The sequence below is a fragment of the Paenirhodobacter huangdaonensis genome (genome assembly GCF_004022465.1).
GTDB classification, from domain to species: domain Bacteria; phylum Pseudomonadota; class Alphaproteobacteria; order Rhodobacterales; family Rhodobacteraceae; genus Rhodobacter; species Rhodobacter huangdaonensis.
Window position 1 is genome coordinate 90875 of sequence record NZ_SAVA01000005.1, and the last position, 20437, is coordinate 111311.

General features: G+C 70.4%; 17 protein-coding genes. 12 read left to right on the plus strand and 5 right to left on the minus strand.

The genetic code is table 11. The features are described 5' to 3' along the window. Position 1: 1 nt before the first annotated feature. Genes EOW66_RS09925 through EOW66_RS09935 form a run of 3 tightly spaced genes read right to left on the minus strand, consistent with a single transcriptional unit; the run spans position 2 to position 3736 of the window. Complete coding sequence (locus EOW66_RS09925) at positions 2-1051, minus strand: ABC transporter permease (protein ID WP_128156217.1); 1050 nt, start codon at positions 1049-1051, stop codon at positions 2-4. Then, positions 1048-2604, minus strand: a complete 1557-nt coding sequence (locus EOW66_RS09930) for an ABC transporter ATP-binding protein (RefSeq protein WP_128156218.1) — start codon at positions 2602-2604, stop codon at positions 1048-1050. The genes EOW66_RS09925 and EOW66_RS09930 overlap by 4 nt, the downstream gene beginning before the upstream one ends. A 7-nt stretch (positions 2605-2611) precedes the next feature. Next, entirely contained in the window at positions 2612-3736 is a 1125-nt protein-coding gene (locus tag EOW66_RS09935; RefSeq protein ID WP_128156219.1) for a BMP family ABC transporter substrate-binding protein, read from the minus strand. Between the two features lie 289 nt (positions 3737-4025). On the opposite strand from EOW66_RS09935, the gene EOW66_RS09940 reads away from it, so the two are divergent. The 12 genes from EOW66_RS09940 (at position 4026) to EOW66_RS09995 (ending at position 16505) form a co-directional block, all read left to right on the plus strand. Beyond that, positions 4026-4295 (plus strand): hypothetical protein, encoded by a 270-nt coding sequence (locus tag EOW66_RS09940; RefSeq protein ID WP_206363686.1) that lies wholly within the window; start codon positions 4026-4028, stop codon positions 4293-4295. Positions 4296-4319: 24 nt separating this feature from the next. After that, positions 4320-4967: a Rieske (2Fe-2S) protein gene (locus tag EOW66_RS20810; protein WP_128156220.1), complete on the plus strand. Its 648-nt coding sequence runs from the start codon at positions 4320-4322 to the stop codon at positions 4965-4967. After that, a complete protein-coding gene (locus EOW66_RS09950; RefSeq protein ID WP_128156221.1) occupies positions 4964-5593 on the plus strand; it encodes a glutathione S-transferase family protein in 630 nt (209 codons plus the stop codon). The genes EOW66_RS20810 and EOW66_RS09950 overlap by 4 nt, the downstream gene beginning before the upstream one ends. A gap of 8 nt (positions 5594-5601) precedes the next feature. Continuing rightward, entirely contained in the window at positions 5602-6522 is a 921-nt protein-coding gene (locus EOW66_RS09955; protein ID WP_113900953.1) for a LysR family transcriptional regulator, read from the plus strand. A gap of 105 nt (positions 6523-6627) precedes the next feature. Beyond that, complete coding sequence (locus tag EOW66_RS09960; protein ID WP_128156222.1) at positions 6628-7128, plus strand: thiamine pyrophosphate-binding protein; 501 nt, start codon at positions 6628-6630, stop codon at positions 7126-7128. Continuing rightward, on the plus strand, positions 7125-7733 hold the full coding sequence (locus EOW66_RS09965; RefSeq protein ID WP_128156223.1) for a thiamine pyrophosphate-dependent enzyme: 609 nt from the start codon (positions 7125-7127) through the stop codon (positions 7731-7733). The genes EOW66_RS09960 and EOW66_RS09965 overlap by 4 nt, the downstream gene beginning before the upstream one ends. Before the next feature lie 30 nt (positions 7734-7763). Next, positions 7764-9281 (plus strand): GMC family oxidoreductase, encoded by a 1518-nt coding sequence (locus EOW66_RS09970; protein WP_128156224.1) that lies wholly within the window; start codon positions 7764-7766, stop codon positions 9279-9281. Further along, positions 9278-10645, plus strand: a complete 1368-nt coding sequence (locus tag EOW66_RS09975) for an amidohydrolase family protein (protein WP_128156225.1) — start codon at positions 9278-9280, stop codon at positions 10643-10645. Before EOW66_RS09970 ends, EOW66_RS09975 begins: the two co-directional genes overlap by 4 nt. Before the next feature lie 10 nt (positions 10646-10655). Next, positions 10656-11507: an aromatic ring-hydroxylating oxygenase subunit alpha gene (locus EOW66_RS09980; protein WP_128156226.1), complete on the plus strand. Its 852-nt coding sequence runs from the start codon at positions 10656-10658 to the stop codon at positions 11505-11507. Then, positions 11504-14533 (plus strand): molybdopterin cofactor-binding domain-containing protein, encoded by a 3030-nt coding sequence (locus tag EOW66_RS09985; protein WP_128156227.1) that lies wholly within the window; start codon positions 11504-11506, stop codon positions 14531-14533. Before EOW66_RS09980 ends, EOW66_RS09985 begins: the two co-directional genes overlap by 4 nt. Beyond that, entirely contained in the window at positions 14530-15000 is a 471-nt protein-coding gene (locus EOW66_RS09990; protein ID WP_128156228.1) for a (2Fe-2S)-binding protein, read from the plus strand. Before EOW66_RS09985 ends, EOW66_RS09990 begins: the two co-directional genes overlap by 4 nt. Next, complete coding sequence (locus tag EOW66_RS09995) at positions 14997-16505, plus strand: aldehyde dehydrogenase family protein (protein ID WP_128156229.1); 1509 nt, start codon at positions 14997-14999, stop codon at positions 16503-16505. Before EOW66_RS09990 ends, EOW66_RS09995 begins: the two co-directional genes overlap by 4 nt. A 6-nt stretch (positions 16506-16511) precedes the next feature. Here EOW66_RS09995 and EOW66_RS10000 read toward each other — a convergent pair whose 3' ends face one another. Together EOW66_RS10000 and EOW66_RS10005 are read right to left on the minus strand one after the other, a co-directional pair. Beyond that, entirely contained in the window at positions 16512-17612 is a 1101-nt protein-coding gene (locus EOW66_RS10000) for a FliM/FliN family flagellar motor C-terminal domain-containing protein (RefSeq protein ID WP_164881086.1), read from the minus strand. A 137-nt stretch (positions 17613-17749) separates the two neighbouring features. Further along, positions 17750-20437 (minus strand): ATP-binding protein, encoded by a 2688-nt coding sequence (locus tag EOW66_RS10005; protein ID WP_128156231.1) that lies wholly within the window; start codon positions 20435-20437, stop codon positions 17750-17752.

The following is a 20437-nucleotide window of genomic DNA, read 5'->3' on the forward strand; positions in this document are numbered from 1 at the left end:
CTCATGCTCCCTTCGCGAGTTTGACGATGCGGTATTTCGCGGCCTCGTCGCCGATCGCCGCATAAAGCAGGATCAGCCCGGTCAGCGCGAGCACGGTGTGGGTGGTCAGCCCCTGGGTCTGCAAGATGATGCCGCCGTTCAGGATCGTGGCCATCAGGAAGGCGGTGGCGATGGTGCCAAGCGGCGCAGCCCGGGCCAGCACCGCGACCATGATGCCGAGATAGCCGTAATTGTTCGAGATCCCGCCCTGCAGCCGGCCGACGGTGCCCGCGACCTCCATCATCCCGCCCAGCCCGGCGATCGCGCCCGAAAGCAGCATCACCGCGATCAGGTGGCGGCGCACCGGCATGCCCGCATAGCGCGCCGCCCCCGGGTTCGAGCCGCCGATCCGCACCTCGTAGCCCCAGCGGGTGAAGGCAAAGACGCCGGCCAGCCCGACGGCGAGGATCATCGCGACCGGCAGCCCCCAGTGCACGATGCCCCAGACCTCGGGCACCGCAACCGGCAGCCGCGCGGTAGTGGCCAGCGCGTGCCCCGACGGGTCGAGCCAGGGCCCGGTCGAGACCCAATAGACGAGCAGCAGCGCGACGAAGTTCAGCAGCAGCGTGGTTATCAGCTCGGACACGCCGGCATAGGCACGCGCGAGCGTCGGCACCAGAATCCAGGCGGCGCCCGCCAGCGCCCCGGCAACCGCCATCGCCGGCAGCAGCGCCCAGTCCGGCCCCGGCACGAAAAGGGCAATCCCGGTCGCGGCAAAGGCACCGAGATTGAACTGCCCCTCGGCGCCGATGTTCCACGCCCCGATCCGCAGCGCCACCGCCACCGCCAGCCCGCAATAAAGGAGCGGCGTGAACAAAAGCGCCAGATCCTCGAGCCCGAAGCTCGAGCCGAAGGTCGATTTCAGCACCCGGCCAGCGAGCGCCAGAGGCTCCATGCCGACCAGCTTCAGCAGCAGCCCCGCGGTCAGCAGCGCCAGCACCACCGAGGCGATGCGCGCCGCGAAGGCGACCGAGGGTTTCGCGACAGGCAGGCGTTGCAGACGATAGCTCATGCCGCGCGCCTCCCGCCCATCATCAGGCCGATCGCCTCGATATCGGCGCCCTCGGCGGGCACGACACCCATGATCTCGCCATGGAACATCACGGCGATCCGGTCAGCGAGGGTCAACAGCTCCTCCAGTTCCTCGGACACCAGAACCACGGCGACGCCGGCGTCGCGCAGCTCGGTGAAATAGCGCATCATCGTGTTGATCGCGCCGACGTCGAGCCCGCGCGAGGGATAGGCCGCGACCAGCACCTTCGAGGCGATGCGCATCTCGCGCCGCGCCACGAGGCGTTGCTGGTTGCCGCCCGACAGGTTGCGCGCCGGCATCTCGAAGCTCGGCACCATGACCTCGGCAGCGGCGGCGATCTCGCGTGCAAGCCGCGTCGCCCGCCACGGCCGGTAGAACGGCCCGGCCGACAGCGGCGGCTTCGCGTATTCGCGCAGCACCGCGTTGTCGGTGATCGACAGCGCCGGCGCCATGCCGGCGTGCAGCCGGTCCTCGGGGATATGGCCCACCCCCTGCGCCGCGATCTTGCGGGCACCGGCGCGGGTGACATCGGCGCCCTTGAGCCACACCCGGCCGGTCGTCGGCACCGCGAGCCCGGTCATCACCTGCGTCAGCTCGCGCTGGCCATTACCCGCGACCCCGGCGATGCCGAGGATCTCACCCGCACGCAGCGCAAGCGAGACGTTCTTCAGCAGCGTCACCCCCTCGGACCGGAGGCTGACGCCCTCGAGCGTCAGCACCGGCGCGCCGATGCGGCCCCGGTCGGTGCCGCGCATGTCGCTCAGCACGATCTCGCGGCCGACCATCATCTGCGCGAGGCTCTTCTCGGTGCAGGCATCGGTCCAGTCGGTCGCCACCTTGCGGCCCTGCCGCAGGATGGTGACGCGATGCGCGATCTCCAGCACCTCGTCGAGCTTGTGGCTGATGAAGATCACCGCATTGCCCCCGGCCACGAAGGCGCGCAGCGCGGCAAACAGCTCGCGCGCCTCGGCGGGCGTCAGCACCGCCGTCGGCTCGTCAAGGATCAGCACCCGCGCCTTGCGGGCAAGCACCCGCAGGATCTCGACGCGCTGCTGCTCGCCGGTCGACAGCTCGGCCACCCGCGCCGCCGGATCGACGGCGAGACCGAGCCGCGCCGACAGCTCGGCCGTGCGCGCCTCGAGCGCCGCACGCGAGATCCGCCTTGGCGTCTCGCTCCAGCCCAGATGGATGTTCTCGGCCACGGTGAAGGCGCGCACCAGCTTGAAGTGCTGGTGCACCATGCCGATGCCCGCGGCGATCGCATCGACCGGCGAGGCGAAGCTGACCGCGCGGCCAGCGACGATGATCTCGCCCTCGTCGGGCTGATAGATCCCGGTCAGGATGTTCATCAGCGTCGACTTGCCGGCGCCGTTCTCGCCCAAAAGCGCGTGGATCTCGCCCGGGAAGACGTCGAGATCGACATCGGCATTGGCGATCACGCCCGGAAAGACCTTGCCCACCTTGCGCAGCGAGACAAGCGGCGGCGTTCCGGGCGCCAGGCCGAGACGCGACTGGATCGAAGGCTCTGCCATCGCCGCCTCAGGCGTCGAGGCCCGAGACGCCCTCGATCGACCAGTCCCAGTGATAGAGCTCTTCCTCGGTCATCTTCTGGCCGGCGGCGACCTTGATGGTGCCTTTCGAGTCCTTGATCTCGCCGACGAAGGGGCTCCAGCCCTCCTGCATCATCTTCGTGCGCGCGGCATCGGCCTTGGCGGCGACCTCGGGCGGCACCGTCTCGCCCCAGGCGTCGCGGTCGACCCCCTGCCCCATCGGCAGCAGCCCGTAGGTCGGCGTCCATTCGCCGGCAAGGCGGCGGCGCACCTGCTCGACGTAGAAGGGTTTGAAATCGACCATGATCGAGGTGATGTAGGCCTTCGGCCCATAGCGGCGCAGGTCGGTGTTCCACATCACCGCCTTCGCGCCCCGCGCCTCGGCGACCTGCAGATAGCCGGCCTCGTCCATGATCCCGAAAAGCACGTCGCAGCCGTTGTCGAGCAGCGCAGTGCCGGCCTGGGTCGCCGCCTGCGGGTCGAACCACGAGTTGATGACGATGCATTGCACGGTCGCGGCCGGGTTCACCGTGCGCGCCCCCATCAGGAAGGCGTTGGTGCCGGAATAGACCGAGGGCACCGGGAAGGAGGCGACATAGCCGAGCTTGCCGGTTTTCGACATCGCACCCGCGGCGATGCCCGCGACATAGGACGGATACCAGTGCTGCACGTAATAGGTGCCGAGGTTATCCATGTGGGTGCGGCCGTCGCATTCATAGAAGGCGACCTCGGGGGCGCGCTTGGCGACGTCATAGAGAAAATCGCCATAGTTCGAGGTGGCGAAGACCATGTTCGCGCCATCGGCGACGAACTGGCGGAAGATCCGCGTGGCATCGGCCGAATAGGGGACCGACTCGACGAAGGAGGTGCGGATGCCGGGGAAGGCCGCCTCGACCGCCTTCATCCCTTGGTCATGCGCCCAGGTCCAGCCCTCATCCGAGACCGGGCCGGTGTGGCCGAAGGCGATCATCGCATCCTTGACGTCGACGGGGGCGAGCGGCGCCTGCGCAAAGGCGGGGCGCACGAGCCCGGTCTTCGGCAGCAGCAGGCCCGCACCCGCGGCCGCGCCCATGTTCAGAAAGCCGCGGCGGGAAAGAGACTTGATAGAGATCATGAGGAGGCTCCCAGTGTCGGTCGGCAGATCCGCTCTTGCCGGCGGAGGTCCGTTTCATCGGTTCTGTCATGCGGGGCGCGGGCAGGCCGCACACCGTTTGCATCTGCAGCGTGCCCCGATTCCCGCCGTTCTGAATAGCGCCAAATCAGAGACCTTGATGTTGCTCTGAACGCAACACTTGACGGGCCCGCCGGGGCTCGTCTTACTGACCCGGCACCGGTTCCGGAGCGGCGGATTCCCCCGCTCCGGCGCCCGGATCGCCCCGTTCCCATCGCCAGAAAGGCCCGCCATGCCTGCATCCCGGCGCCCCGCGTCGCGCGCGACCTTCACCTTCTCCGGGCAGATCCGGCCGAACAGCTTCGCCGAATTCGCCGCCCACCGCGCGGCGCGGCTGTCGGTCGCGCTCGACACGGTTGCGCTTGACGCAACGGCGGCGCGGCTGCGCGTTGCCGGCGCCCCGGACCTGCTCGACGCCTTCGAGATGGCGATGAGCCTCGGCCCGGCCGATTGCCTGGTGCGCGAGGTGGAGCGCAATGACAACGACAATGACAACGACTGAACGAGCAACAGCGAGGATCGAAGAATGACTGGGACGCAATGGCTGCCGCTTGCGCTTGCCCGCGACATCGCGCCGGGCACCTCGGCGGGAACCACGGCGGAGGGCGCGGAGATCGTGGTCTGGCGCGACGCCGACGGCCGCGCCCATGCCTGGGAGGACCGCTGCCCGCATCGCGGCATGAAGATGAGCTTCGGCTTCGTGCGCGGCGACCACATCGCCTGCCTCTACCATGGCTGGGAATTCGACACGGGCGGCACCTGCCGCAAGATCCCGGCCCACCCCGAGCTCGAGGTGCCGGGCTCGATCTGCGTGCCGCGCTATGGCTGCACCGAGACCGGGGCGATGATCTGGGCGGCGCTGCCGCTCGGCGCCGAGACCGGCGAGCTGCCGGCCCTGCCCGATGCGGTGCCGGTGCGCTCGATCACCATCGAGGCCGGGCTGATCTCGGTGGCCAACATGCTGCTGAACGAGGAGAACGCGGTGATCGAGGGGGCGCTCGCCACGCTCGACAGCCGGCACGGCCCGCTGGCCATCGGCGTGCAGCCGATCCGCCCCGGTGCCGTCGTGCTGCACATCACCACCCGCCCCGGCGCCTCGGCCGAGACCCTGCTTGCGATCTGTGACTGGGCCGAGACGCTGCGCCGCACCGTCGAGAAGGAGATCGCCGCATGAGCGCGCCGGTTTTGCACAATTACGACCTCGACGAGGATTGCTATCGCGCCCGGCTGGTCGCCGCCTGCACCGGCGTCGCGCTCGAACTGCGCAACGTCGACATGTTCCCGGGCGCCGAACACCGCTCGGATGCCTATCTGCGACTGAACCCGCTTGGCACCTTGCCGATCCTTCAGGACGACGCGCTGGTGCTGACCCAGCCCGAGGCGATCCTGCGCCGGCTGGCCGCGCGCGACCCCGAGCGGCGGTTGCTGCCCGAGGACGAGGTGATCGCCGCGCGCCTCGATGACTGGCTCGCCTTCTGGGCGCAGCATCTCGCCGTGGCGAAGGCCGCGCGCGAGGTTGCGCTGATGGCAACCCCCGGCGACCTTGCCGCGCTCTCGGCGCAGACGGCGCGGATGCTGCGGCGGATGGAAGACCACATGACGCATCAGACGATCCGCGGTCTTGACTTCTTCGCCGGCCCCGAGCTGACGCTCGCCGACCTTGCGCTGTTCCCGGCCTTCGCGCTCAGCCGCGACCACGGGCTCGACCACGACGCCTTCCCGGCGCTGCGGCTCTGGGCGCGGCGGGTGCGGCGCACGCCGGGCTTCATCACCATGCCGGGCATCCCGGACTATCACTGAGGGCACAGATGGACCTGCACCGGCTCGGGCTGATCTCCTCGCGCACGCATCACTTCATGCTGGTGGCGCGGCTCGGCTCGGTCCGGCAGGCGGCGCTGGCGATGAACGTCGCCCCCTCCTCGGTCAGCCGCACCATCAAGCAGCTGGAAGAGGACATCGGCACGCCGCTGTTCGAGCGGCAGAAGCAGCGGCTGAAGCTGACTTCGGCGGGCGAGCTGCTGCATTACCACCTGCGCCAGTCCGACCGCGAGCTGACCCGCGCGGTGACCGAGATCGGCGATCTTCAGGGGCTGCGGCGCGGCACCGTGACGCTTGCGGTGATCGAAAGCGCGGCCCGCGCCCTGGTGCCCGACGTGCTCGCCGCGTTCTGGATCCGCCATCCCGAGATCTCGGTCGACGTGCATGTCTGCGGCTCGCAGGAGGCGGTGGATCTGGTGACGCAGGGCGAGGCCGACATCGCCATCGCCTTCGACATGCGCCTGCCGCGCGGCGCGCGCCGGATCACCGCGGTGCAACTGCCGCTCGGGGTGATGGTCGCCCCCGGCACCCGGCTGACGCAGCAGAAGGGGCCGTTGCGTTCCTATGACCTCGCCGGCGAGCGGGTGATCCTGTCCGATCATTCGCTCACCCTCGACAGCTCGATCGAGCAGGTGCTTTCGGGCAGCTTCGTCGAGTTCTCGCGCCGGGCGCGGACGAATTCGATCGGGCTGATGATCGACCTTGCCAAGCGCGGCCTCGGCACGGTGTTGCAGACCCAGCTCGGCGTGCAGGCCGAGATCGCGCGCGGCGAGCTGGTGTTCATCCCGCTCTCCGATTCGCGCCTCAGCGCGCGGCGCCTGTCGCTCATTGCGCGGCCGAAGGGCGAGGCCTCGGAGGCGGCCGAGGCGCTTGGCTCCTCGCTTGGCCTCGCGCTCGAGCGACTGACCTGACGGATGTTGCGCCAGAGGCAACGACAGGTTCGGAAATCATCGTCTTTGCGGAACACCGGAAAGCTGGTTGGCTGCGTGGGAAGACAACGCAGGAAAGACACTCCCATGCAGCAAAGCGCCGTCGACGCCGTGATCCGCGGGCTCAAGCGCGCAGGCGTCTCGATCGTCTGCTACCTGCCGGATTCGCTCTTCAAGGAGCTGTATCCGGCGCTTGATGCCGATCCCGACATCCGCACCATCCGCGTCACCAACGAGGGCGAGGGCGCGGCGATCTGCGGCGGCGTGTTCCTGTCGGGCCAGCGCGCGGCGCTGGTGATGGAGAACTCGGGCCTGCGCGCCTCGGTCGAGCCGCTCGCCCGGATGGGACTCGGCGCCGGCATCCCGGTGGTGATGCTGATGAGCTATCGCGGCGACATGGGCGAGAACAACTGGTGGGCGGTGCCGCACGGGGTGACGATGGAGCCGGTGCTGCAGGCGCTGCGCATCCCCTATGTGGTCGAGCGCGAGGAAGCGCGGATCGAGCAGGCGATCGTCGACGCCTACGAGCTGGCCTATGCCAGCTATTACCACACCGCGGTGGCGCTGTCGGGGAGCATCGTGCGATGAAACGCTTTGACTGCATGACGAAACTGGCGGCGATGCTGTCGGACGAGCTGGTGATCCTGTCGCTCGGCGCCTCGGTCGACGAATGGTACAACGCCGCCCCGCACATGCGCGCGGCAAGCCTGTTCCAGCAGCAGTTGGGCTGCGTCACGCCGCAGGCCTTCGGTCTGGCGGCCGGGCTGCCGCATCGCCGCATCGTCTCGCTCGACACCGACGGCGGCATGATGTTCAACCTCGGCATTCTCGCCACGCTGGGCAACGAGCAGCCGAAGAACCTGTTCGTCGTGGTCTGGGACAACGAGTGCTATCAGTCGATCGGCGGCCCGCCGACCCACACCGCCTTCGGCCGGGTCGACATCGCGGCGATCGCGCGCGGCGCGGGCGTGCCCCATGCCTATACCGCCCGCACCCTCGAGGAGTTCGAGGACCATTGCCGCAAGGGCCTTGCCGCGGCCGAGCCCTATATCGTGGTGGCCAAGGTCGCGGGCACGGTGCAGCCCGACATCCGCCGCAAGCATTCGGACGGGCGCGAGGACAAGTACATCTTCGTGCGCCATGTCGAGGCGAGCGAGGGGATCACCATCATGGGCCCCTCGGAACACAACTGAGACGGCACGCGGGGCAGAAGGCGCAGGGCCATGCAGGACAGCTTCGATTTCATCGTCATCGGCTCGGGCTCGGGCGGCGCGCCGGTGGCGCGGCGTCTGGCCGAGGCGGGCGCCGAGGTGCTGGTCCTCGAGGCCGGGCGCGACCCGAAGGGCGTGCGCGAGATCGAGGATCCGTCGTGCTGGTTCGGGTTGCAGCGCAGCATCTGGGACTGGGCGCATGACTACGCCCCCGCCCCCGAGGTGCTGGGCCGCACCATCGCCATTCCGCGCGGCAAGGCGGTGGGCGGCTCCTCCGCCATCAACGCGATGATGTGGTATCGCGGTACCCCCGCCGATTACGCGCGATGGGACGCCGAGGCGCCGGGCTGGTCCTTCGACGACTGCCTGCCCTTCATCCGCCGCGCCGAGGACTGGGCGGGCGGCGCCACCCACCTGCGCGGCGCGGGCGGGCCGCTCTCGATCGAGCGCTCGAGCACCGGCCATCCGCTGACCCGCGCGATGCTGGCGGGCGGCCGCGCGATGCGGTTGCCGGAACTGGCCGATCCGAACGGGCCCGAGCCCTTCGGCGTTGCGCTTGGCAATTTCAACCTGAAGGACGGGCGGCGCTGGACCTCGGCCGACGGCTATCTGCGGCCGATGCTGGGCCGCGGCGTGACGCTGCGCCCCGAGACCCGGGCGCTCGACTTGATCTTCACCGGCGACCGCGCGACCGGGGTCGAGACCGCGACCGGCCGCGTCACCGCGCGCCGCGGCGTGATCCTTGCCGCCGGTGCCTTCGAGACGCCGCGGCTGCTGACCCTTGCCGGCATCGGCCCCGAGGCCGAGCTCGCCCGCCTCGGCCTTGGCTGCCGGGTGCGGGCCGAAGGCGTGGGGCAGAACCTGCAGGACCACCCGCTGCTGCGCGCGCTGAATTTCCGCCTGACCGAGCCCTTCGGCCCGATGCAGGGGAACGGCGGCGGCACGCTGACGATCTGGAAATCCGACGCCAGCCTGCCCGAGGCGGACCTGCTCGCCTTCCCGATCCAGGGCCGCTCGGGCGTGCCCGCGCTGATCGAGCACTACCGCCTGCCCGATCAGGGGCCGCTCTTCGCCATCGGCCTTGGCGTGATGCGGTCGTGGTCGCGCGGGCGGCTGCGGCTGACCGGCACCGGGCCCGACGACCCGCTCGACATCCGCCCCGGCCTGCTCACCGATCCGCGCGATTTGGCGGCGATGAAGCGCGGCGTCGAGGCGCTGCTCGACATGGTGACGGGTCCGGCCTTTGCCGGGCTCTTCGCGGGCTTTGCCGCGCCCGAGGGGCGGCTTGCGGGCGAAGCACTCGACACCTTCGTGCGGCGCGGCTGCTCGACCTTCTTTCACTGCTGCGGCACGGCGCGGATGGGCACCGCCGAGGACGCCCCGGTCACCCCGCGCCTTGCCGTCAAGGGCACGCGCGGGCTGTGGGTGGCGGATGCCTCGGTGATCCCGGTGATCCCCGCCTGCCATACCCACGCCCCCGTGACCCTGATCGGCGAACGCGCGGCGACATTCATTCTGGAGGACGCATGACCGACCTGATCCTGACCGCCGATGCCGTGGTGACGATGGATGCCGCGCTGCGGGTGATCGCCAAGGGCGCGGTCGTGGTGCGCGGCGACACCATCGCCGCCGTCGGCCCCGCCGACGAGATCCTCGCCGCCCACCCGGGCGCCAAGGTCAAGTCGATGGGCCGCGCCGTGCTGATGCCCGGGCTGATCAACGCCCATGCCCATTCGGGCTTTTTGCGCGGCACCGCCGAGCACCTGCCGGTCTGGGACTGGCTGACGCTGCACATCAACCCGATGCACCGGATGTTGCGCCCCGAGGAGGCCGAGGCGGCGAGCTATCTGTGCTATGCCGAAAGCCTGCTTTCCGGCACCACCACCGTCGTCGACATGTGGCGCTTCATGGAGGGCTCGGCCAAGGCCGCCGAGGTGATGGGCAACCGGCTGATCGCCGTGCCCTATGTCGGCGAGCACCCCGATTACGACTATTTCGACCGGCTCGAGATGAACGAGGCGCTGATCCAGCGCTGGAACGGCGGCGCAGACGGCCGGGTCTCGGTCTGGGTCGGGCTCGAGCATCTCTTCTATGCCGACGAGGCCGGGCAGCAGCGTGCCATCGACATGGCGAAGAAATACGACGTGCCGTTCCACACCCATTGCTCGGAGGCCGAGATCGAGGTCGCCGAGTTCCTCCGCCGCTATGGCCGCCGGCCGATGGAGGTGTTCCGCGATCTGGGCTTCTTCGAGACCCGCCACACGATGTTCGCCCATGCCGTCTGGCTCGACCGCGACGAGATCGAGCTGATCGCGGGCCATAACGTCTCGGTCGCGCACAACCCGGTGTCGAACATGAAGCTCGCCTCCGGCATCGCGCCGGTGGCCGAGCTGCTGGAGCTGGGCGTGCCGGTCGGGCTTGGCACCGACGGCGAGAAGGAAAACAACAACTTCGACATGTTCGAGGAGCTGAAGACCGCCTCGCTTCTGGGCAAGCTGCGGCACCGCGACGCCGCGGCGATGGACAGCTGGACGGCGCTGCGCATGGGCACCTCGCTTGGCGCGAAGGCGGTGGGGCTGGGCGATGTCACCGGCGCGCTCGAACCCGGCAAGAAGGCCGACATCATCGCGGTGCGCGCCGACACGCCGCGGATGACGCCCTTCCTGCCCGATGGCGAGTGGTTCAACCTGCAGCACAACCTCGTGCATGCGGTGCGCGGCTCGGACGTGGCGATGACCATGGTCAACGGCGCGATCGTGGTCGAGGACGGCGAGCTGAAGACCGGCGACATGGGCGAGATCATCGCCCGCATCGACCGCCTTGCCCCCGGCCTCTTCACCCGGCGCAAGGCGTGGCTGGCCGAGAACGCCTCGAAACAATGGACCGATGCCTGAGGAGGCCACGATGAGCGCCACGCAAGATCCCGTCGCCCTGAACGCCTGGTATGCGGTCGCCACGCTTGCCGACCTCTACCGGGTCGAGGAGACGAAACTGCTGGGCCACCCGATCACCATCGGGCCGGGCCGGCAGGTGACATCAGACGCGCGCGCCCTGCCGGTGCGCGAGAAATTCGGCTGTCTGTGGACCACGCTCGGCACCCCCGGGCGCGAGATCTTCGACATCGCCGAAGCCGGGGAACCCGACCGCCGCTTCGTCCCCTGCGGCTGGGTGACCCTGCGGGCCTCGGGGCTGAGGGTGGTCGAGAACTTTCTCGACATGGCGCATTTTCCCTTCGTGCACACCGACATCCTCGGCTCCGAGCCGCACACCGAAGTGCCCGGCTACAAGTCCGAGATCCGCCGCGAGGTCGATGAGGTCTGGGCGACGAACTGCACCTTCTTCCAGCCGCAGATGACCAGCACCCGGCCCGAGGGCGAATTCGCCCGCCTGACCTATCGCGTGCCCGATCCCTTCGTCGTCATGCTCTATCGCGTCTGCCCCTCCGCCCCCGAGCGCGAGGATGCGATCGCGCTTTTCATCCACCCGATCGAGGCCGGGCTGTGCCGGGCACAGCCGGTGATGTATCTGCTCGACCAGGAGGCGACGCGGACCCAGCTTCTGCGCTTCGAGCAGGTGATCTTCCTGCAAGACCGGATCATCGTCGAGAATCAGCGTCCGCTGCTGTTGCCGCTCGAGCCGCGGGCCGAGACCCCGACCCGCGCCGACAGCTCCTCGATCGCCTATCGGCGCTGGCTGAAGGAGAAGGGCCTGACCTTCGGCACCACCGCCGAGCCCGCCGCGATGGCCGCTGAATGAGCATCACCTGCCCCCGAACGCTCGACGAGGCGCTGGCCCGCATCGCCGCGGGGGCACGCCCGGTCGCGGGCGGCACCGCCTTTCGCCTGGACGCCGCGGCCGGCAGGCCGGTGCCGGCGGATCTGGTCGCCATCGGCGCCCTTCTGGCGAAAGGGATCACAGAAAACCGGATCGGTGCGGGAACCGATCTCGAAACCCTGCGTTGGGGAGCAGTGCCGCTTCTGAGCGCGGCGGCGGCCGATGTCGCCGCTCCGAACATCCGCCGTCTGGCGACGCTCGGTGGCACCATCGGCTGGCGGGCGGGGTGCCTTCTTCCTGCCCTTCTTGCGCTTGATGCGCAGGTCGGGACCACTCACGGCCCCCGTCCGCTCGCCGACTGGCTCGCCCGCCCCGAAGGGCTGGTGCTGTCGGTCACCGTCTCGCCGCTCGCACACCAGATCTGGCGCAAGACCGGGCTGCGCGCGGGCTTCTGCCCCGCGATCATCGCCGCGGCGGGCGCGTTCAGCCTCAAGGACGACCGCATCGCCGCGGTGCGGCTCGCGGTCGGCGGCGGCGCGGTCGCCCCCGCGCGCCTGCCCGAGACCGAGGGCTGGCTGCTCGGCCGGCCGCTCGCCACGCTCGACCGCGCGGCGCTCGGCGCCCGGATCGAGGCCGAGATCGCCGCCCCCGACTGCGCCTTCCGCAGCGCCCGCTACCGCCGGCGCGTCGCCGCGAATGCGCTGGTCGCGGGGCTGGTCGGGCTGGCGCCGCTTCCCCGCCCCGCGCGTCCGCGCCCTGCCCCCGCGCCGCTGCCCGAGCTGACGGAACTGAGCCGCGCCGCCGGTGGCGAGCGCTGGCACATGCGCGAGGACATGCCCGCCAAGGTGCGCGGCACGCTCGCCTACATGACCGATGTGCGGGCCGAGGGGATGCTGGTCGGCCGCATCCTGCGCGCCGCCCATCCGCATGCCGAGATCCTGGCGATCGACACCGCGGCGGCCGAGGCCCTGCCCGGCGTGCGCGCCGTCGTCACCCATCGCGACGTGCCGGGGCTGAATGCCTTCGGCATCCTGTTCCAGGACCAGCCGGCGCTGTGTTCCGACCGGGTGCGCTATATCGGCGATGCGGTCGCCGCGGTGGCGGCCATCGACGCCGAAACCGCCGAACGCGCGCTGTCGCTCATCCGCGTCGACTATCGTCCGCTGCCGCTGGTCGAGGACATGGCGGCGGCGCTTGCCCCCGGTGCCCAGCCCGTCCATGCCGCGGGCAATCTTGTGACCGAGGTCGGGCTGAGCCGCGGCGATCTGGCCGCGGGCTTTGCCGCTGCCGTGCATGTGGTCGAGGACACCTATGTCACGCCGCGGCAGATGCACGGTTTCATGGAGACCGAGGGGGGCTGGGCCGCCCCCGAGGGCGAGGGCGTGATCGTCTGCGCGGGCGGTCAGCATGGCGCGCGCGACCGGATGCAGCTTGCCCGCATCCTCGCCCTGCCCGAGGACCGGATCCGCGTCGTCACCTCTCCGACCGGCGGCGCCTTCGGCGGCAAGGACGAGCTGACGGTGCAGCCCGCACTCGCGCTGCTCGCGCTGAAGGCGCGCGCCCCGGTCCGCCTGCATCTGAGCCGCGCCGAAAGCGTGCTTGCCGGCACCAAGCGCAACCCGTTCGTGATCCGCATGCGCACCGGCTGCGACGCCGCGGGGCGGCTTGTGGCGCAGGAGGTCGAGGCGATTGCCGACAGCGGCGCCTATGCCTCGCTCTCGCCCGGCGTGCTGGAAACCGCGATGGAGCACGCCGCTGGCCCCTATCGGGTCGAGAATATCCGCACCCGCGGCCGGCTTGCCTATACCAACAACGGCACCGGCGGTGCCTTCCGCGGTTTCGGTGCGAACCAGATGAGCTATGCGATCGAATGCCAGATCGACCGGCTTGCCGCACTGTGCGGGCTCGATCCGGTCGAGATCCGCCGGCGCAACCTGCGCCGGGCGGGCGAGCCGGGCTTCCTCGGCCAAGCCGTCGCGCCGACCGAGAAGCTGTCCGAGATGCTCGATGTCGCCGCGGCCTCGGACCTGTGGGCGCCCGCCGCCGCGCGCCCCGACGAGGTCACCGGCACCGGCATCGCGCTGAACTATCAGGGCAACGGGCTTGGCACCATCCCGACCGACGAGGCGCGGTTCGAAGTGCGGCTCGAAGGCGGCAAGATCCGCGTCTTCACCGGGCTCGACGAGATCGGTCAGGGCATGGTCGCCTCGGTCCATGCCGCGATGGCCGAACGGCTGCACTGCGCGCGCACCGACATCGAGGTGATCTTCGGCGACACCGGCACCGCGCCCGACAGCGGCTCGACCACCGCCTCGCGCGGCGGCTATGTCGTGTGGCGCGGCGTCGAGGAGACAGCGCCGGCGCTGGCCGCAAAGATCCTCGCGCAGGCCTCCCTGCGGCTTGGCCTGCCCGCGGACCGGCTGCGCATCGTGCTGGGCGGGGTCCAGGCCGAGGGCGGCAACCACAGCCCCACCCTCGCCTTTTCTGAACTGGCGCCGGAGCGCGCCGAGACCTTCTTCGCCTTCCCGAAAAGCGACTACCGCGCCGGCAATGCGCGCTTCATCTTCGCTTATGGCGTTACCCTCGCCCGTGTCGCGATCAGCCGGGTGAGCGGCGCGGTGCGGGTGCTCGACCTCGAGATCCACACCGCCGCGGGCAAGGTGATCGACATGGCCTCGTATCTTGGCCAGATGGAGGGCGGGCTGGTGCAGGGCCTTGGCTTCACCCTGACCGAGGACATGCAGATGACGGGCGGGAGGCCGCTTGCGCGCAACTTCGACAGCTATCTGATGCCCACGGTGCGCGACGTGCCCGAGCGGATGCGGGCGACGGCGCACGAACCGCTCGACCCCGCCGACCCCTTCGGCCCGCGCGGGGTGGGCGAGCTTGGCATCGGCGCGGTGACGCCGGCGATCGCGAATGCCGTCGCCGATGCGCTTGGCGCCTGGCCCGCGACCGCGCCCTTCCCGCCCGAAACCCTGCTTGCGATGCTGGAGGCCGCCCGATGAGCCCGCCCCTCGCCTTCACCCTGAACGGCGCCCCGGCGACGATCGGCGCCGAGGAAACCCTGCTCGACGCACTGCGCGAGCGGCTTGGCGCGACCGAGGTCAAGGCGGGCTGCGCCATCGGTCGCTGCGGCGCCTGCACGGTGCTTCTGGACGGCGCCGCGGTGAACGCCTGCCTGCTCTCGGGCTGGCAGGTCGCGGGCCGCGCGGTCACCACCATCGCGGCGCTCGCCGCCCTGCCGGTGGGCGAGACGCTGGCCGCCGCGATGGAAGAGGAAAACGCCTTCCAATGCGGCTATTGCGCGCCCGGCATGATGATGACGCTGGCGGGGCTGCTCTCCGCCCGCCCGCTGCCCGACGACGCCCGCATTGCCGAGGCGCTTGAAGGCAATCTGTGCCGCTGCACCGGCTACCATTCGATCCTGCGCGGCGCGAGAACCGCCCGCGACCGCCTGAAAGACCAGCCATGACCCTGAGCCTGACCCCCCATGCCCCGAAGACCGCAGGCGCGCGCGCCTTTCTGCAGGGCGGCGCGAAGAAGATCCTGATCGGCGGCGAATGGATCGCCACCGCCGCGACCTTCGAGACCACCGATCCGGCGACCGGCGCGCCGCTTGCCACACTTGCCCGCGCCGGCGCGGCCGAGGCCGAGGCCGCCGTCGCCGCCGCGCAGGCGGCACTTGCCCGCCCCGGCTGGGCCGAGATGCTGCCGATGGCGCGCGGCGCGCTGCTGTGGAAGATCGCCGATGCGATCGAGGCGCACGCCGACGAACTGGCCGAACTCGAAAGCCTCGATCAGGGCAAGACCTTCGCCACCGCCCGCTTCGGCGAGATCCCCGGTGCGATCGCGCAGTTCCGCTATTATGCGGGCTATGCGAGCAAAATCCTCGGCACCGCGATCACCCCCTCGATCGGCTATGCGCCCGCCGGCAAGCAGGTGATGGCCTACACCCGGCGCGAGCCGGTCGGCGTGGTGGCGGCGATCACGCCGTGGAACTCGCCCTTGCTGATGGCGGCGATGAAGCTTGCCCCGGCGCTTTGCGCGGGCTGCACCGTGGTGCTGAAACCGGCCGAGGAAACCTCGCTCACCGCGATCCGGCTGTGCGAGCTGATGCTCGGGGCCGGGCTGCCCGCCGGCGTCGTCAACCTGCTGACCGGCTTCGGCGCCGAGGTGGGCGATGCGCTCGCCCGTCACCCCGGCGTCGCCAAGGTCGCCTTCACCGGCTCGACCGAGGTCGGGCGGATCCTGCTCGGCTCGGCGCGCGGCAACCTGAAGAAGCTGACGCTGGAACTGGGCGGCAAGTCGCCGGCGATCGTGATGGCCGATGCGGACCTGTCGCGCGCCATTCCCGGCGTCGCGCGTGGGATCTTCGCCAATTCCGGGCAGGTCTGCGTTGCGGGCTCGCGCGTCTATGTGCAGCGCAAGGTCTACGAGGCGATGGCCGAGGGGCTGGCGCGCGCGGCGGGGCGGCTGCGGCTTGGCCACGGGCTCGACCCGGCTTCCGATCTTGGCCCGCTGGTCAGCCCCGAGCAGGCGGCGCGCGTCGCGGCCTATGTCGCGGGCGGGCGCGCGGCGGGGGCCGAGGTGCTGGCGGGCGGCACCGGGTTCACCGAGGCGCCGGCCTTCTTCGCGCCGACGGTCGTTGCCGGCGTCACCCCAGACATGGCGCTGATGCGCGAGGAGATCTTCGGCCCGGTCACCGCGATCACCCCCTTCGACGAGCCCGAAGAGGCGCTCGCCCTCGCGAATGACACCGACTACGGCCTTGCCGCCTCGGTCTGGACCGAAAGCCTGAGTGCCGCGCACCGGATGGCGGCGGCGGTGCGGGCCGGCACGGTCTGGGTGAATTGCCACAGCTATTTCTCGCCCGAGCTGCCGAAGGGCGGGATGAAGACCTCGGGCTGGGGGGTGGAGAACGGGCCGAACGGGCTTGAGAACTACCTCGAGACGAAGACCGTCTGCATGGTGGTCTGAGCCGCCTCAGGCCGAGGAGCCGCGCCGCGCCGGCGGTTTGGCCGGCGCCTCCCCGGCCTCGCCGTCCCAGTCCATGGCAAGACCGAGCGCCCCCGTGCCGGCGGTTGCGGGCGGGGCGGCGGAGCGGGCGGCAAAGGGGCTCGCCCCCGGCTCGAACGGCGGCGCGGAAGTCATCTTCAGCGGTTTCACGGCCTGCGGCAGCGCCGCCTCGTCCTCGTCCGAGGCGAGCCGCAGCGCGCGGAAACCGCGGTGCTGGCCAAGGCGCGCCGGGGCGAGCCGCCGCCCCCCCGCGCCCTCGAGCGACAGCCGTTCGAGCGCCTCCTCGGGCAACGGGATCTGCGTGCCGGGAGCGAAGGCCATCACCGCGGCAAGCGGCAGGGTGACGCGGTGCAGCACCGCCTCGAGCACCGCCTGCGTGCCCATCACCGTGCCCTCCATCCGCCGCGCCCAGTCGGCCGCCCCGGCCGCATCGCTGTCCGGCGCGGGGGCGACATGCGTCGCCGCTTCGGCCGCGCACTGCACCGGCTGCTGCCGGAACCGGCCCTGCGCCGGCACCGCCCACAAAAGCCCCGCCGATCGCCCCGGGGGCGGGCCGAGCAGCAGATCGAGCTGCCACACCCGATAGCCCAGATCCTCGAGCAACAAGCCAAGCGGGCGCGGGTCGTCGAGATGCGAGGCATAGCGATAGCCCCCCGCCCAGACCTGATCCTCCATCCCCATGAGCCCCTCCTCGACCCCTTCGAGGAAGGTATCGACGAATGCCGCGGCCATCGCCGCATCGACCCGGGTCGGCCGGCGCGGCGGTGCCACGGCGCGCCCGACCCGGCCGGTCATCTGCACCTCGATCAGCGTCGACAGCGTCGCCGGCGGCAGGGCCAGCAGGCCGAGCCCCTCCTCCGGCCCCTCGATCAGCGCAAGCAGCGACAGGTCTTCGAGAAGTTCGGGCAGGTCGGCAAGCGTCATCCGCCGCTCGCGGATCGCCTGCACGGCGAGCGGCAGATCGAACATCTCGCCGGCCGCGCGCGACAGCGCCTGCGAGATCGCCCGCCCGGCCGTCATCGGCGGCACGCCGGGGTCGCACCGCCCGGCCTCTGCCTTGCGCGCCAACACCGACCTGTCCTGCGCCTGCGCCGCCATCCGCCCGATCCGCCCCGCTCCTGCCCGCGCCGCACGGGCGCTTTCGCCGGCCAGAATGCGCCGCTCAGGGTTTACAGATCATTGAGACGCGGGGGGATTTCGCCACCTCAGGCGGCATCGCCCTCGCGCCGGCGCAGCGGCAGGGTGACGCGGAAGGCGGCCCCGCCCTGCCCCGGCAGATAGTCGATGCTGCCGCCGAGATTGGCCATGATCTCGCGGCAGATCGCCAGCCCCAGCCCCGCGCCGCCGGCCTTCGAGGTGTCGGTGAGGCGCGAGAACTTCTCGAAGATCAGCGCCTGGCTTGCCTTCGGGATGCCCGAGCCATTGTCGATGAAGTCGATCTGCACCTTCTGGCCGCGCCGCTTCACCTCGATGCGCAGCACCGCGCGCTCGGCATCGCAATACTTGTGGGCGTTCGAGACGAGGTTGATGAACACCTGCACCAGCCGGTCGGTGTCGGTGAAGATCGGCACGTGCTCGGCCGGGAAGTCGCGCTCGAGGCGGAGGTCACGCTCGGGGCGGGTGTTCGAGGCGGCGGCGACGGCGCGGTCGATCAGGTCGTGCAGGTTGGCGACCGAGACGGTGAGCTGCGCCTTGCCATGCTCGAGCACGGAAAGGTCGAGCAGATCGTCGAGCAGCCGGGTCAGGCGCCGCGCCTCCTCGTGGATGATCTCGGCATATTGCGCGCGCAGCGCCTCGGGCAGATCCGGCTCCATCAGGATCTCGGAAAAGGCGCGGATCGAGGTCATCGGCGTGCGCAGCTCGTGGCTGATCTGACCGAGGAAGGCGTCCTTCTGCACCGACAGCGAGGTCAGTTTCTCGTTCGCCTCGCGCAGCGCGCGGGCGGTGCGGGCAAGCTCTTCGGACTTCGCCTCGAGGCGGGCCGAATATTCCTTGATGTCGGCGGCCTCACCGGCAACGGCAATCAGATCCTGCACGCTGACCGAGGCGCCGCCAATGAGCTGCGCGATCATCGCATGTGCCGTCGCCGCGCCGACCGAGCCCGCCAGCTGGCGCTCGAGCCTTGCCAGAAACTCGGGCGTCGGGTCGGGCAGGAAGCCCGCCTTGCCCTGCGCTGCCGCCTGGGTCTGGAAGAACTGCTGCGCCTCCTCGGCGCCGAGGATGCGCTGCGCCATGCTGAGCAGATCCTCGGCCTCGGCCTGACCGCGCGACCAGCTGCGCGCGCCCTGGCCCTGATCGAAGACATTGACGAAGGCCACGCCCTGCAGCCGCTCCATCGGCCCCGGGAAGCTGGTCATCGAGAAGACGAGGAAGGCGAGCGTGTTGACCAGCAGCGACCAGAACAGCGCATGCAGCAGCGGGTCGAGCCCCTCGAGCCCGAAGAGCGCCTGCGGCCGCAGCCAGGAAATGCCGAAGGGCCCCTCTGCCAACAGCCCCGCCGACATCAGCCCGCCGCCGCCGAAGGAGGGCAGGAACAGCGCATAAAGCCAGATCGCGAAACCGCTCACCAGCCCCACCGTGGCGCCGACATGGGTCGCCCCGCGCCAGAACAACCCGCCGATCAGCGCCGGCAGCACCTGCGCGGTGCCGACAAAGGCAATGAGCCCGATCGCGGCGAGCGCCTCGGCCCCGCCCGACAGGTGATAATAGAGATATCCCATCGCCAGAACCGCGGCGATCGACAGCCGCCGGCTGGTCAGCACGAGGCCGCGCACGTCGCCCTGTTGCGCCCGGCCCGAACGCAACGCCAGCCACAGCGGCGTGACGATGTGGTTCGACACCATCGTCGCAAGCGCGATCGCCGCCACGATCACCATCGAGGTGGCCGAGGAGAACCCGCCGAGGAAGGCGAGGAGCGCGAGCCGCCCCTGCCCCTCGGCCAGCGGCAGCGTCAGCACGAAGAGGTCGGGGTTCGCTCCCGCCGGCAGCCGCTCGAGCCCGAGCACGGCAATCGGCACGACGAACAGGCTCATCAGCATCAGATAGGCCGGGAAAGCCCAGCTCGCGGTGGCGAGGTGACGTTCCTCGACATTCTCGACGACCAGCACCTGGAACATCCGCGGCAGGGTCAGCACGGCGGCGGCCGAGACGAAGGTCAGCCCGGCAAAGCGGCCCGGGCGCAGGTCCCAGCCGGCAATCGGCGAGGCGTCGATGCGGGCGAGCACATCGGCCGGCCCGTCGGCGATGCCCCAGACGACGAAGATGCCGACCGCGAGGAGGGCCAGCAGCTTCACCACCGCCTCGAGTGCGATCGCCATCACCACGCCGTGGTGGCGCTCGTTCGCATCGAGGTTGCGGGTGCCGAAGAGAATGGTGAAGAGCGCCAGCCCCCCCGCGATCCAGAGCGCGGTCGAGCCCTGATCGGGCAGCGCCCAGCCCTCGGGCGTCTCGGCGGCAAAGACCCCGAAGCTCAGCGTCACCGACTGCAGCTGCAGCGCGATATAGGGGGTGGCGGCGGCCACCGACATCAGCGTGACGATGATACCGAGAAGGTTCGACTTGCCATAGCGGCTGGAGATCAGGTCAGCGATCGAGGTCACCCGCTGCACCCGGCCGATCCGCACCAGCTTGCGCAGCAGCGCCCACCAGCCGACGAAGACCAGCGTCGGGCCAAGGTAGATGGTGGCGAATTCGAGCCCCGAACGCGCCGCATAGCCCACCGCGCCATAGAAGGTCCAGGCGGTGCAATAGATCGACAGCGACAGGGTGTAGACCCAGGGGCTGCGCAGGAACCGCAGCCGGCCAAGGCGCGCCCGCCGCTCGGCGACGAAGGCCACGGTAAAGAGGAGGATGACGTAACCGAGGCTGACCGCGACGAGACTGTCGAAGGGCAT

What these genes read in the sequence shown, in the direction of transcription:
- EOW66_RS09925 (WP_128156217.1), bottom strand. Translation starts at nt 1,051, where the DNA reads ATGAGCTATCGTCTGCAACGCCTGCCTGTCGCGAAACCCTCGGTCGCC.
- EOW66_RS09930 (WP_128156218.1), bottom strand. Translation starts at nt 2,604, where the DNA reads ATGGCAGAGCCTTCGATCCAGTCGCGTCTCGGCCTGGCGCCCGGAACG.
- EOW66_RS09935 (WP_128156219.1), bottom strand. Translation starts at nt 3,736, where the DNA reads ATGATCTCTATCAAGTCTCTTTCCCGCCGCGGCTTTCTGAACATGGGC.
- EOW66_RS09940 (WP_206363686.1), top strand. Translation starts at nt 4,026, where the DNA reads ATGCCTGCATCCCGGCGCCCCGCGTCGCGCGCGACCTTCACCTTCTCC.
- EOW66_RS20810 (WP_128156220.1), top strand. Translation starts at nt 4,320, where the DNA reads ATGACTGGGACGCAATGGCTGCCGCTTGCGCTTGCCCGCGACATCGCG.
- EOW66_RS09950 (WP_128156221.1), top strand. Translation starts at nt 4,964, where the DNA reads ATGAGCGCGCCGGTTTTGCACAATTACGACCTCGACGAGGATTGCTAT.
- EOW66_RS09955 (WP_113900953.1), top strand. Translation starts at nt 5,602, where the DNA reads ATGGACCTGCACCGGCTCGGGCTGATCTCCTCGCGCACGCATCACTTC.
- EOW66_RS09960 (WP_128156222.1), top strand. Translation starts at nt 6,628, where the DNA reads ATGCAGCAAAGCGCCGTCGACGCCGTGATCCGCGGGCTCAAGCGCGCA.
- EOW66_RS09965 (WP_128156223.1), top strand. Translation starts at nt 7,125, where the DNA reads ATGAAACGCTTTGACTGCATGACGAAACTGGCGGCGATGCTGTCGGAC.
- EOW66_RS09970 (WP_128156224.1), top strand. Translation starts at nt 7,764, where the DNA reads ATGCAGGACAGCTTCGATTTCATCGTCATCGGCTCGGGCTCGGGCGGC.
- EOW66_RS09975 (WP_128156225.1), top strand. Translation starts at nt 9,278, where the DNA reads ATGACCGACCTGATCCTGACCGCCGATGCCGTGGTGACGATGGATGCC.
- EOW66_RS09980 (WP_128156226.1), top strand. Translation starts at nt 10,656, where the DNA reads ATGAGCGCCACGCAAGATCCCGTCGCCCTGAACGCCTGGTATGCGGTC.
- EOW66_RS09985 (WP_128156227.1), top strand. Translation starts at nt 11,504, where the DNA reads ATGAGCATCACCTGCCCCCGAACGCTCGACGAGGCGCTGGCCCGCATC.
- EOW66_RS09990 (WP_128156228.1), top strand. Translation starts at nt 14,530, where the DNA reads ATGAGCCCGCCCCTCGCCTTCACCCTGAACGGCGCCCCGGCGACGATC.
- EOW66_RS09995 (WP_128156229.1), top strand. Translation starts at nt 14,997, where the DNA reads ATGACCCTGAGCCTGACCCCCCATGCCCCGAAGACCGCAGGCGCGCGC.
- EOW66_RS10005 (WP_128156231.1), bottom strand. Translation starts at nt 20,437, where the DNA reads ATGCCCTTCGACAGTCTCGTCGCGGTCAGCCTCGGTTACGTCATCCTC.